Source organism: Paenibacillus wynnii (assembly GCF_000757885.1).
GTDB lineage: Bacteria > Bacillota > Bacilli > Paenibacillales > Paenibacillaceae > Paenibacillus_AQ > Paenibacillus_AQ wynnii.
Window position 1 is genome coordinate 110,939 of the sequence record NZ_JQCR01000001.1, and the last position, 13,654, is coordinate 124,592.

Consider the following 13,654-nt stretch of genomic DNA (forward strand, 5'->3'; position numbering starts at 1 on the left):
ATAGAAAATGGGACAAATGGCCGTATTCGCAAAAAAAGAGCGCAGCCTCAGGCTGCGCTTAATTTAAAATATAAGAAAAGTGGTTCTAGTCAAATACTCTATCATCTACAGGTAATTTAAATTGAGGTGTACCAATGGCAATCCATGAGATCACACCGTAGAAATGCTGCGTTTCAAGCAATCTTACAACCTCTATAACGGCGCTCCCGTTCCCCCTGCTTTTTAATGAAGCATGGAAGAAAGGCTGGTTAGTCATAGCAACAAGTACATAACCTGTATGACCGAAGCTTTCATCGAATGTTACGGTTACCTCCACACTTTCAGCATCACCATTGAACATAAATGCCATCATCCCGAACTGCTGCAGCGCCTCTCTATTCCCGGCACTTTGGACCGGACTAAAAGCTAAATGCTCCCTATCCACTGAACCGAGTGCCAAATGCTCTCTGCAAACAGCTGCTGGAGCGATATGGAAGTTTTGGACACTCTCTTCCTCCAAATGGTGGGATTGTATGGAGAATGAGGCGATTTTGGATGAATCTACGGCTTCGTCTTGGAGTTCTGCATTTCCCACTGCTCCAGTAAAGAGATGTTCCATACGCACACATCCGGGTGATAGCTTATCGCTGGTAATACTGCCTTCCGGTAACAATTCAGCGGTACGTGTCTCTTTAGCAAGATGATCCAAGGTAATGATTCCATGCTGCAAATGATGGCTTGCTACGGATTCATCGGCTAAATGTTCACCCTGGACACTCTCAGACAGCAGATGTTCCGAATGTACAGATCCTTCCGCCAGCTTCACACCGGTAATACTACCGTCCGGCAGCAGTTCCGAGGTACGGGTCTCTTTAGCAAGATGATCCAAGGTAATGATTCCATGCTGCAAATGATGGCTTGCTACGGATTCATCGGCTAAATGTTCACCCTGGACACTCTCAGACAGCAGATGTTCCGAACGTACAGATCCTTCCGCCAGCTTCGAACCGGTAATACTACCGTCCGGAAGCAGTTCCGAGGTCTTGGTATCTTCAGCAAGATGTTCAAAGGTAATACTTCCAGTGCTGATATGACGGCTGCCTACAGCCTTAGGTGTCAGATGGCCGCCATATACACTTCCCGGCGCAAGCTGGAACGAGCCGATGGCTCCCTCCGCCAGCTTATTTCCGGTAATACTACCGTCCGGGAGTAAATCAGGTGTCCTTACCTCTGACGCTAGATGATTAAGCTTAATGCCCCCCGAACGAACGTGGCGGCTGTCGACCGACTCCGCCGCCAGATGACCTCCATACACACTGCCAGGTGCAAGCTGGAATGAGCCAACTGCCCCTTCGGCCAGCTTATTACCGGTGATACTGCCATCCGCTAACAATTTAATGGATCTAGTCTCTTCCGCTAAATGATCCAGTGTAATACTTCCTGCACTGATATGGCGGCTGTCGACCGTTTCCAAGGCCAAATGGTCCCCGCACACACTTCCGGGTGCAATTTGGTTTGAACCAACTGCCCCCTCCGCCAGCTTATTTCCAGTAATACTGCCATCTGCCAACAGATTAGGAGTCTTCGTTTCATCCGCGAGATGCTCAAGTGTAATACTGCCTGCACTTATATGGCGGCTGTCTACCGCATCCGACGCCAAGTGGTCTCCATAGACGCTATCCGTTGCAAGTTGGTATGACCCAACTGATCCTTCTGCCAGCTTATTGCTGGTAATACTTCCGTCCGGCAGCAGCTCAGAAGTCTTGGTCTCTTCCGCTAGATGCTCAAGTGTAATACTTCCTGCACTGATATGGCGGCTGTCTACCGCATCCGACGCCAAGTGGTCTCCATAGACGCTATCCGTTGCAAGTTGGTATGACCTAACTGATCCTTCTGCCAGCTTATTGCTGGTAATACTTCCGTCCGGCAGCAACTCAGAAGACTTTGTCTCTTCCGCAAGATGTTCAAGTGTAATACTGCCTGCACTGATATGGCGGCTGTCTACCGAATCCGACACCAAGTGATCCCCGTAGACGCTACCCTCCGCGAGTTGGTATGACCCGACTGATCCTTCCGCCAGCTTACTGCTGGTGATACTTCCGTCCGGCAGCAACTCAGAAGTCTTCGTCTCTTCCGCTAGATGCTCAAGTGTAATACTTCCTGCACTGATATGGCGGCTGTCTACCGCTTCTGATGCCAAGTGGTCTCCATAGATGCTGCCCGTTGCAAGATGTAACGAACCCACCGAACCCACTACCAGCTTATTGCCGGAAATACTGCCATCCGGCAGCAGATCAGAAGTCCTCGTCTCTTCCGCTAGATGATCTAATGTAATACTGCCTGAACTGATATGGCGGCTGTCTATGGCCTCCGATGCCAAATGATCTCCGTAGACGCTGCACGGCGCAATATGCAACGACCCAACAGATCCTTCCCCCAGCTTTTTGCCGGTAATACTGCCATCCGGCAGCAGCTTAGACGTCTTTGTTTCTTCCGCTAGATGATCTAATGTAATACTGCCTGAACTGATATGGCGGCTGTCTATAACCTCCGATGCCAAATGATCTCCGTAGACGCTGCCCGGCACAAGATGCAACGATCCGACGGATCCATCCGCGAGCTTATTACCGGTAATACTGCCATCTGGAAGCAGTTTAGATGTCTTCGTCTCTTTCGCTAGATGATCCAGTGTAATACTGCCTGAACTGATATGACGGCTGTCTACCGCCTCCGACACCAAATGGTCTCCGTATATACTGTCCGGCACAAGATGCAATGATCCGATGGATCCTTCCGCGAGCTTATTACCTGTAATACTGCCATCCGGCAGCAATTCAGATGTCTTCGTCTCTTCTGCTAGATGCTCAAGTCTAATACTGCCTGAACTAATATGGCGGCTGTCTATGACCTCCGATGCCAAATGATCTCCGTAGACGCTGCCTGGCTCAAGATGTAACGATCCGACGGATCCTTCCGCGAGCTTATTACCGGTAACACTGCCATCCGGCAGTATACCCGGACTCCGCACTTCCGCTGCCAAATGCTCCAGGGTAATTTCACCGTTGCGAATATGACGTCCTTCTACCGCTTCAACAGCTAAGTGTTCCCCACCTATACTTTCTGGCAGTAGGTGTGTTGAATTCACAGATTGCTTCGCCAGTTTGTCGGCGTTAATACTACCTTTCTGCAATTGAATCGACGATATGGCATTCGGAAGGATATGCCCATTGCCTATAGATAGCGGCCTGATTTGTGCACCGCCGATACTTCCCGGTGACATGTGGCGGCTATGCACTGCCTGATCACTGATAGCGTCCGATCCTATTGCCCCTAAAGAGAAATGTTCCCCCAGAATCGCGGATTCCGCAAGCTTAGCAGAATTAATACTACCATCGGCGAGTTTGACAGTCGTTACAGCCAAATCACTGATTTTATCTGTAGACACGCTTTCCGGTGAAAGCTTTAAGGAGGTTACAGCATGATCGGCCAAATGATGCGGCTGTACGGCGGCGGCTGCAAGATGATTCTCCTTTACCGCACCCGTTCCCAGCTTATCGGCCAATACGGAGCCAGCTTGAAGAGCATGAGCTGTCACACTATTCTCTGCTAAATGTCTTCGTTCTACCGACCCAGGAGCCAAATGCTCTGCATCCACAACGGCATCCTGAAGAACGCGTCCGCTGATACTGGAATCTGCCAAGTGCTTCTCTTCCACTGCGCAGAAACCAATATGTTCTCCATTTACGGCTTCCCTAGCGATGGAGTTCCCTGTCACCGCACCTGCTGCAAGTTTCGTTTGGGTAACACTACCATCTCCAAGCTTGGTGGTACTCACGCTTAGCGGCTGAAGATGTCCATCTGTAACAGCCTCGGCTGCTAACTTCCGGCCTGTCACCGCCCCATCTGATATATGCTGGGTTTGAACAGCATTTTCCTGAAGCTGAACGGGCCCGATGGATGCTGTTCCTAAATGCATATTTTCTACCGCTTCACGCTGCAGATGCGCCCCGGATACTGCCTGGGAGGCAATTTGCGGACCGCGTACAGCAGACTTAGCGATATGCCTGGTCTGTACAGCTTCATCAGCCAACTTATGCGTCAGTACACTCTGATCGGCAATTTTAGAGGAAGTAACAGCTTGCTCTACAAGTTGGGCTGTTCCTACAGCCCCTTCAGTCAGCTTCACAAAGGAGATGCTCCGATCGGCCAGATGATGACCATGCACTTCTCCTTCTGCAATATGAAGGCCCCGCACACTTTCCAAAGCCAAATGCTTGCTTTGGATCACCTCAGACCCAAGCTGGCGTGGTCCAATAGATCCGTCAACCAGATGCCCGCTGTCCACACTGCCCTCTTGCAGCTGCTCTTTGCCAATCAACCGATTCCCGAGCTGTTCTCGGCTAATAGCTCCCGGCGCTAGATGCTTCGCTGATACAGAACCCTCACTTAGGTGATGGCCCTCAATGATACCGTCCTTCAACTTGGAACCCGTGATCTCCCTATCCGCAATTTTGTCACCCGATACAGCTTCGTCTGCCAGCTTGGAGCGGTCGATAATACCGTTGGCTAAATGTCGTCCGGAAATGCCTCCGCTAAGTATTTTATCACCGGATACAGCCCCATCCTCTAGCAGTTCAGCAGTGATGATGAACTCACTTAAGTGCCGGCTCTCAATAGACCGATCTGCGATTTTTCCGGCGCCGATAATTCGATCAGCCAGCTTCTCCGGACCAATACTGTCATCCTTAAGCTTTTCTCCGCCTATGGAATGATCCAGCAGTTTCCCCCCGGAGATGCTCCCTTCCGCCAAGTGCTCTCCCGATATAGACTCCGGGGCTATCTTGGATGATGTCACTGCCTTGTCCGCAATATTAATACTCTGTACAGCATAATCCTGCAGCCAAGGTGTGCCGATAATACCGAATTTCAACTTACTTCCATCGATGGTACGGGGGGCAATCTTGGCTCCGGTAACCGCTGCATCGGACAGGTCATCCGTATAAACCGGCTGATAGCGCTCCTTCTCGGGGACGGGTACAGGGTCAGGGATAGGATCAGGGATAGGTGCGGCGAATACAGGTGCTGGAATATAAGTCTGTTTCTGAAGCTGGAGTGTTTCCATGGGCTCAGGCAGCAGACTAGGTGCAGATTGCAGAGACACCTCGCTGATTTCTGCCTTCTCCTCCCCGAATACCAGTAAGGACTGCTCTAGCATGACCTCTTGTTCGTTGGTGACCGTCATTGAACTAGGGGACGTCTTTCGACTGCTCTCCAGCATACTCAATTCTTTTGTATTGGGATTATCAACATAATAAAGTCGGTTTTTCGCATTGCGCGGCTGCTTTCTCTTGGAACCCCTCACAAGCAGTCTCCTCCTTCCAACTATTGTTTCTCCTAGGCATCATATGCAGTGGAGTAGGCTTATGACACCCTTGAAATGGAGTAGAAGTATGGGGGATCGACTGCTTTTTTTCAAAAAAAGGGCTTCTGCCGCATCTCATTCGTCCATCCTGACGGGCGCGTACAAACATACAATGATAGTAGTAGGGAACCGCCGGAACCACAGAAGATGACAGGAGGTATCAACATGGGGCGAAAGAACGTCGGAATACTGCTCAACTCCTCTATGTACCGGGGTATTCCCCAGCTCAAAACGGGACAGGAATCCCTCTCCAACTATGAGGATGCCGCCTCTTTATTTAGCATTACCCCCTGCTTCCTGAGGCTGGAAGATATAGATTTACACTCCGGGTACTGTTATGCCTATATAAAAGAATCCCAAGGATATCGAAGAAAAGTTATTTCTATCCCCCGTGTTATTCACAATCGGGCGATTTACAGCCAGATAAATACTAGGATGGATCGGCTGATCAAATATGGACCGACGGTGTTCAATTCGTGCAACCGTTACGGGAAAGATGTCATTCACAAATTGCTCGGAAATAATCCCGAGCTGCAACGTTTTTTACCGGCTACAGAAAAAGGGGTCAGCGGTCTGAAGATTATGATGAGCCGCTTCCCGGATCTCATCCTTAAGCCGTGCCGTGGAAGCGTAGGCAATGGTGTCATGCGTTTAACCCACCAAGGCCATGGGAAATGGAGTTGGAGTTACAGGTTGCGATCGACAGGACGTTGGGTAATCATCCCTGTGAATCAGTACGTTTTGCCTAAGCAATTGCTGGCCCGTCTGACAGCCGTTCCTTATCTGATACAAGAGCGTATCCCTCTTGCTGAGGTGGCAGGACGTCCATTCGATCTTCGTGTCACAGTCCAGCGAGGTTGGGGTGGAGAGTGGCAGGTAACCGGACTGTTTGCCAAATTGGCACCCGCCGGAGGATTTGTATCCAATATCGCCCGCGGCGGGGAAGCCGTGAGTTCATTATTTGCTTTGGAAAGTGTCTTCTCTAAGGAAAAAGCCGCCAGCATCCGAATGTCCGCCATAAGTTTGGGGCTGTCTATTGCGAGGGGTCTTGATCGCAGTCTGCCGGGTCTGGCTGATATAGGGCTGGATATCGGGATCACGGGGGATGGGCGTGCGTTTTTCATTGAATGCAACGGCCGCGACCAGCGTTACGGGTTTCACAAAGCAGGTCTCAACGAGGCATGGAAAGACAGCTACAACCGACCGATGGGATATGCCAAGTATTTACTGGAACGGGACGAACGGGGATAACTTTTATTGATTTGTCTTCTATTCTATGTCAATATAATGCAGAGCGGGAGAAGGTCCACAGGAAGGACTGCACTGCTTGATTATGGAAGGGAGATGGGCATGGTTAAACAATTTCTGCGGCTGATGACCGAGCTATCCTCGCACAGATGGCTTTCCAGGTTGATGGGTTTTATATCCCACAGCAGACTCAGCCGCCTATTTATCCCAGTATTTATTCGAACTTATCAAATTCCCGCAATCCAGGCGGAAAAGAATCTTGAAGAATACCGTACCCTTAATGAATTTTTCAGCCGCCGATTGAAACCCGGAATGCGGCCTATTGCAACAGAGACGGATGCTCTGGTTAGCCCTGTGGATGCAATGATCACCGCGATGGGTGATATCACCTCAGGCATGATTATGAATGTAAAAGGACAAGATTACAATCTGGAAGACCTGCTTAATCATTCCCCGCATCTAGAGCTTTACAAGAAGGGCTTCTTTTTTGTGCTTTACTTAAGTCCTACCGATTATCACCGCATCCATTCACCCCTGAAAGGGCGAAAGGTGGAGACGGATTATCTTCGGGGCCGGGCCTACCCTGTCAATGATTTCGGGATGAGGCATATGAAGGCTGTTCTGAGCCGAAATGAACGGCTCATTACTTATATCGCGGGGGATTATGGAGAGGCCGCAGTAGTAAAAGTAGGCGCAATGAATGTCAGCAGTATCCGGTATTCCGATGACAGCGCTGAAGCTTGGCAGAGAGGCGACGATCTTGCTTACTTCGAGTTCGGCTCCACGGTAGTACTGCTTACGGAAAGCGGTACCTTTACCCCGCGTCCGGGCTTAAGGGTGGATACCAAGGTGAAGATGGGCGAGTGGTTAGGAACCCTTCATAAGCCTGAATAAGAGACTTATAAATCTATTAAAAAGAAGCTGTGCTTCAAGCCATTTGTGCTTGGAACAGCTTCTTTTTTTGTGTGATGATGAATTCGAATTTTTAGTCAGCCGCCTTACTTGTTGCCCTTCAGCGCAGCCATAAGGATTTGCTTGAACCAGTTGTCTGGCAGCCATCTCTTGCCGCGAGCCGTCCACACTGTCGAGCGAGGCAGCATATACCGGAAACATCGGCGACGGGAGCAGGCGATATCTCCGATTAAATCAGCTACTTCTTGCGGATTCCCGCTGCTCGAGGCACTGCTTCTGGCATAAGCAAGCACGGATTCCAACATCCTTCGGTAAGGAGAATCGGATGGAGCCTGCATGGTTGCGAAACCTTTTTCCCAAATGTCTGTCCCATATGAACCAGGCTCTACCAGCACCACATCGATGCCGAAAGGTTTCACCTCAAGCGCCAGACATTCAGTGAAACCCTCCAGCGCGAACTTGGAAGCAGCATAAGGTCCGAATCCCGGGAATCCGACCACCCCGCTGATACTGCTCATTTGTATAATCAATCCGCAGCCCTGCTTGCGCATCCATGGAAGTACCGCTTGGGTCACAGATACATTGCCTATAAAGTTAGTCTCCATTTGCTCCCGCCATAATGTCAGAGGCACTTCTTCAGCGAAGCCGCCCCACACTCCGCCTGCATTATTGACCAGTACGTCGATGGTCCCAAACTGTGTCCTTGCCTGTTCAACTGCGGCAAGTACCTGGCTCTCATTCGTTATATCCATCTCGACGACAGATATAGCCCCAGCTACTCCTGCCAGTTCGGCTGCCTTCATTAAGGGTTCCGAGGCCTGAGGACGGCGCATGCCAGCCACTACATTAAATCCCCGCTTCGCCAGTTCTATGCTGATCAGCAGACCGAAGCCCGACGAAGTGCCGGTAACAAGCGCAGTCCGCCGGTTTCCAGCCGTCTTAAGGTTCTTCATTAGATTCATCCCTTCAGGGTTATGTACAGCAGTGTATACTGTATTCTGTCATAGGCAGCCTCACTCTTCAACCTGAAAACCTAAAAACCGGGTACCTTAGAGTCCCGGTTCTTTTCGTATATTCTTGTTCAGGTTATTAGTTATCCATTCGAGTAGAGTTCCATTCAGAACCAGTAATTATTTGCAATACTGCCGGCCTTCAGCCGTTTCAAGCGGTTTCGGAAGATTCCCCCGCCGCCAGCCTTGTAATCCGTATTGCAAATTCGGCGTCTGCTGATCATCACCTAAGTCTCCCCTTCCAGATGTTTCGTAAATTCTCTGTAAACTAGGTTCCATCGTATTTACCCTGGCGTTAAAAAATTGAAACAAAGTGATGCATCAGCGGATCTCGGACGGACTTTTACCGGTATGCTGCTTGAACTGGCGGCTGAAGAAGAAAATATCCCGGTAACCGAGCGCATCCGCCACCTCTGTCACGTTCATTCCGGCATATAGCAGCAAGTGCTGAGCCCGTTCAATACGGGCACGAATAACGTAGGATTGCACAGAAGAGCCTATAAGTTCCTTGAACTTAATTGAAAAATAACGTGGTGACAGACCCGCACGCGCCGCTAGGTCCTCCACCCTGTGGGACGCCCCGGGATGCTGACTCACGTAGTTGGCTACCTCATGGATCACTTCCGTCAACTGATTGCTTGCATTGCGTTCCACTGGCATGACCCGGTCTTCCCGCAGCAGATGAATCATCAGCTGTTTCAGGATCAATTGGCCTTCTTCCTCTGCAGCGAAGGTCTTGACCAGAAAGAGACGTACGTACCTAGCCAGCATATGCTCAAATTCCACCGTTTCTGTAAGCTCACGGTATGGAAGCGGAATATCCTTTATGTCGCCAGTGACATCAAAATGAATGTATGTAAGTACAAGCGGCTTTTGCGGATTATGAGTCGCACTCGTATGGTCACCCGGTCGGAATAAGAAACAGCTTCCTTTACCAACCTGGAAAGGAATACCTCCCCTAACAACCGTACCTTCTCCGCTCCAGACATAGAATAAATCGTAATTTTGCAGCGGCTTCTCTCTTTTTTGCCACTTCCAGCCCGGCTCACACATAATTTTGGCAAGGGTGGGCAGGATGACAAAAGAGGACGGCGATGCATGCAACATACTCTTCCCCCCCGAATGTTATTTTCACCATCATACCCTTTCGAGCTCTATTTTGCACCCCATTCCATGCAGGGGTCGGTCGCTCCGCCCCTTCTTTCGAACATACCTTTTTATTGACAATATGTTCTCATGATTAAAAACGATAAGAAGAAACGACTTCGTCGTCTTTATGGACAACAGACGTTAGATTCTTATATTTCAAAAAAATTATGACGGTTGCAAGCTACGGTGTTATAATGTTAGGCAATGTTAGCAGTATGAATCCCCACGATACCGGAAGGATGAAAATGATGAATGAACTTGCTGGACAATTGAATGAAAATATCAAGTCCGGAAATGAACATGTGTACGATATGCTCTCCACATTAGGCAAGGAAATCTATTTTCCAAAAGAAGGAATTCTTAGTCAGTCTGCTGAGGCGGCTGCCCATGCCAAGAAATACAATGCCACAATCGGTATTGCAACCGAAAAAGGTGTTCCTATGCATCTCGGTGTTATTCAGGATAAGCTGTCCGCTTTCCATCCAAGAGATCTTTACGGCTATGCTCCACCTGCAGGAAAACCCGAGCTGCGTACTGTATGGGCTCAGAAGATGCTGCGTGAGAATCCTTCTCTTGAAGGCAAATCCATCAGCAATCCTATCGTTACAAACGCGCTTACACACGGCCTAAGTATTGTAGCTGATCTTTTTGCAGAGCAGGGCGATGCCGTTATCTACCCGGACAAAAACTGGGAGAATTACGAGCTAACCTTCGGAATCCGCCGTCATAGCGAAACCGTTAACTATCCGCTTTTCACAGAGAACTATAAATTTAACAGTGCAGGACTAACTGACGCCTTGTTGGCTCAGAAAGATAAAGGAAAAGCAATTGTGCTTTTGAACTTCCCGAACAACCCCACCGGCTACACGCCTAGCAGAGAAGAAGGCGAAGAAATTGTAGCGGCAATCCTGAAGGCGGCAGAAGCAGGCATCAATGTGGTTGTTGTCAGCGACGACGCTTACTTTGGCCTCTTCTTCGAAGATTCATTGAAGGAATCTCTCTTTGGACAGCTGGCTAACCTGCATCCTCGTGTTCTCGCCATCAAGATTGACGGAGCTACTAAAGAGGAGTTCGTCTGGGGATTCCGTGTAGGATTCATCACCTACGCTTCGGAGAACAAGGAATTGCTGGCAGCACTGGAACAAAAAACGCTGGGCATTATCCGCGCCACCATTTCTAGCGGCCCGCATCCTTCACAGACCTTCGTGCTCGAAGCGCTCAAAGCGCCGGAATTCTCAGCTCAAAAGGAAGAGAAGTTCCAGATAATGAAAGGCCGCGCCAATACAGTGAAGACGCTGCTCGATAGTGGCAAGTACGGAGATGACGTATGGACCTATTATCCTTTTAACTCCGGTTACTTCATGTGTCTGAAGCTGCACACTGTTTCTGCAGAAGCGCTTCGTCTGCACCTGATCCATAATTACGGATTGGGTACGATCGCACTCGGCGAGACGGATCTGCGTATTGCATTCTCCTGTATCGAAGAGGAGAACCTGGAAGATCTATTCGATCTTGTCTATTCCGGTATCCGTGATTTGGAGAAAGCCTAATTTACGAGAAGAAAAGGGTGCCATCCCACAAGACGGCACCCTTTTTTTTTACTATTGGACAAGCTAAAGTGGATCTAAGCTAGGGTGTATGGAGTAAGAGTTCGGGTAGGAGTATGGAGTATGGAGTTGGAGTTGGAGTATCCCCCATCCGAGGGCGATTTAACTGCACTTTTACATCTCATTTGCCCAAATCCCTCATCCATGGACGATTCTATTGCATTTTTACATCTCATTTGGCCAAATCCCCCATCCATGGACGATTCTATTGCATTTTTACATCTCATTTGGCCAAATCCCCCATCCATGGGCGATTCTATTGCACTTTTACATCTCATTTAGCGGAATCCCCCATCCGAGGGCGATTTAACTGCACTTTTACATCTCATTTGCCCAAATCCCCCATCCACGGGCGATTCGATGGAATTCTTTGCTATAACATTGACGCTCGACCTCGGCTTCCACCTCTTCTTAAGTTTACCTATTATTCTAGTTGCATTTTACCGTGTCCACTTATGAGTCTATTTCACTGAGTCCACTTAGCATCTATATTTGCCCATTGAACCTCAAATAGCGGCTTTCCTGTCCACATACATAGAGTGAGGTAATCCAATTAACCTACGTTACTCATAGATTGAGGAATTTCATAAGCCACCCGTGATCCAGGACTCTACTTTACTTTACTTGACTTTACTTTACTTGACTTTACTTTACTCCACTCCAATCTAATTCATCAAACTTTCGAGTATGGACACTTTATTTCTCTACTTCAAAAAAGTCAGCTTCGATGAAAATCGGAGCTGACTTTTTTGTTGTTCCCTTCTGGCATTGGCCTATACACGTAACACCCTCCGCACATACAATACCGTGTACAGATCAAGTACAACTACTTACATGAAAGGGGAATGAACATGAGCGAAGAAGTAAGAGGCGGATACGGATACGGCGGATTTACCAGCACTGGAGCCATCCTGGTTCTCTTTATCCTGTTGGTTATCATCAGCCGTTCACTCTTTGTCTAATTAAATGGGATAACTCCCTGGGAGGGAGCCCGGCTCTCTCCCACCATAGCATGTTCACACCAGATCCTATATAAGCTTGCAAAAAGACGCCTTACCCAAACTGCTGCTTAGGTAAGGCGTCTTTAGTCTTAGCTATTAAATGCCTACAAATCCTCATCCTCTAAACGCGCTGCCTTGCGGGACAAGTAGGTTTTGAAGATATAAGCCAACAATAGACCCGATATTAACGTTCCTGCCACAGGAAGAGGACGGGATCCAACAGCGGCTAGAAAAGGAAGCCACGTTAGGAAAGCTCCTACAATGAGGACCTGAAATACGAATTGTACGGTATTGCCCGTCCGGGTTCCTTCTGGTAGTGGATAGACCGTCAGCCAAAAGGATTCACTATGCAATTTACGCAGTGCTGACAATTGAATTCCGATTACGAACAGGAAGAATAAATATATGGCTGTACCTATAAGGCTGGAGCGATTCCACCAGTTAAGCAGAAGGGATAAGAGAGCCATTCGCATAACAATACCGAATATATCTCCTCGTGCGAAGCTTTTGGTTAGCAAATAACGGTAAGATGTCCCCCGTTGCCAAGGAATGCCGCTCCCCCATTTGGAGAGATACCGGCGAGAATATACACGTTGCTCACGTCCCGGCACATCGACAAACCAGCCCAGAATCATTAATGCCCGTCCGCCCTGATTCTTTTCCTCCGTGATCAGCTTCTCCCACGGAACAGCATGACGACCAGGGACGGCAAGCGCTGCTATGTAAGCCAAAGCCAGAAGAATAATGAATATGGAACCTCGTCCGGCAGGCTGCCACAGCCATGCTGCAATAATTAGTCCTCCGGTGGCCCACCGCAACAGGATATAGGCTTTAGAGGCAGCACTCGATAACATGGATAACTCCCGCCAGTGCCCATAGCTAGACAGCAGCTTAACACCAAACACAAGCAGTGCAGTTGCCCATAACAGCTTCGGCGACCCTTCAGTTCGTATGTATAGAGGCCAAAGTGTGATTAATATGAACGCTAACCGCAGCGTTTTCCATACGATCCCCCTGACCCAAACAGAGACAAAATACTCTTGCATTCGGTGGCCCTGCGGAAGGAGGAATATGGTGTCAGGACTTTGTAGATAAGTCCTGAAGCTGCTATGAACAGCAGCAGGCAACAGCAGTGCCAGCATAATCCAACGTATAGGAACATTTGCCGGAATATTGTTCAGCAAGGATGTATACCATGCTGAAAAGGCAATCACAACGAACAGAAACACCATCGCTACACCGCTCTGAATAATATAACCTACATAAGGCAGTAAGCTTCCCATGAATCGGCCGCGCCGCTCCCGGAGCAGCTGCTTCAAGTTCATA

General features: G+C 48.9%; 8 protein-coding genes. 4 read left to right on the top strand and 4 right to left on the bottom strand.

The features are described from left to right. Positions 1 to 85: 85 nt before the first annotated feature. Positions 86 to 5,341 (bottom strand): WIAG-tail domain, encoded by a 5,256-nt coding sequence (locus tag PWYN_RS27700; protein WP_052087667.1) that lies wholly within the window; start codon positions 5,339 to 5,341, stop codon positions 86 to 88. 225 nt (positions 5,342 to 5,566) lie between these two features. Between PWYN_RS27700 and PWYN_RS00690 the strand changes: the two genes are divergently transcribed. Further along, complete coding sequence (locus PWYN_RS00690; protein WP_036647347.1) at positions 5,567 to 6,652, top strand: YheC/YheD family endospore coat-associated protein; 1,086 nt, start codon at positions 5,567 to 5,569, stop codon at positions 6,650 to 6,652. 99 nt (positions 6,653 to 6,751) lie between these two features. After that, complete coding sequence (asd, locus tag PWYN_RS00695; RefSeq protein ID WP_036647348.1) at positions 6,752 to 7,543, top strand: archaetidylserine decarboxylase; 792 nt, start codon at positions 6,752 to 6,754, stop codon at positions 7,541 to 7,543. 104 nt (positions 7,544 to 7,647) lie between these two features. Here the strand turns inward: asd and PWYN_RS00700 are convergent, their stop codons facing one another. After that, on the bottom strand, positions 7,648 to 8,514 hold the full coding sequence (locus PWYN_RS00700; protein WP_052087668.1) for an SDR family oxidoreductase: 867 nt from the start codon (positions 8,512 to 8,514) through the stop codon (positions 7,648 to 7,650). A gap of 378 nt (positions 8,515 to 8,892) precedes the next feature. Continuing rightward, on the bottom strand, positions 8,893 to 9,678 hold the full coding sequence (locus PWYN_RS00705) for a helix-turn-helix domain-containing protein (protein ID WP_036647352.1): 786 nt from the start codon (positions 9,676 to 9,678) through the stop codon (positions 8,893 to 8,895). 290 nt (positions 9,679 to 9,968) lie between these two features. On the opposite strand from PWYN_RS00705, the gene PWYN_RS00710 reads away from it, so the two are divergent. Next, complete coding sequence (locus PWYN_RS00710; RefSeq protein WP_036647354.1) at positions 9,969 to 11,270, top strand: aminotransferase class I/II-fold pyridoxal phosphate-dependent enzyme; 1,302 nt, start codon at positions 9,969 to 9,971, stop codon at positions 11,268 to 11,270. Positions 11,271 to 12,178: 908 nt separating this feature from the next. Further along, positions 12,179 to 12,289 carry a YjcZ family sporulation protein gene (locus PWYN_RS29835; protein ID WP_209443706.1) on the top strand — a complete coding sequence of 37 codons (111 nt, stop codon included), beginning with the start codon at positions 12,179 to 12,181 and terminating at the stop codon, positions 12,287 to 12,289. 143 nt (positions 12,290 to 12,432) lie between these two features. On the opposite strand, the gene PWYN_RS00720 is transcribed toward PWYN_RS29835, so the two are convergent. After that, complete coding sequence (locus PWYN_RS00720) at positions 12,433 to 13,653, bottom strand: ABC transporter permease (RefSeq protein ID WP_036647358.1); 1,221 nt, start codon at positions 13,651 to 13,653, stop codon at positions 12,433 to 12,435. Position 13,654 lies beyond the last annotated feature (1 nt).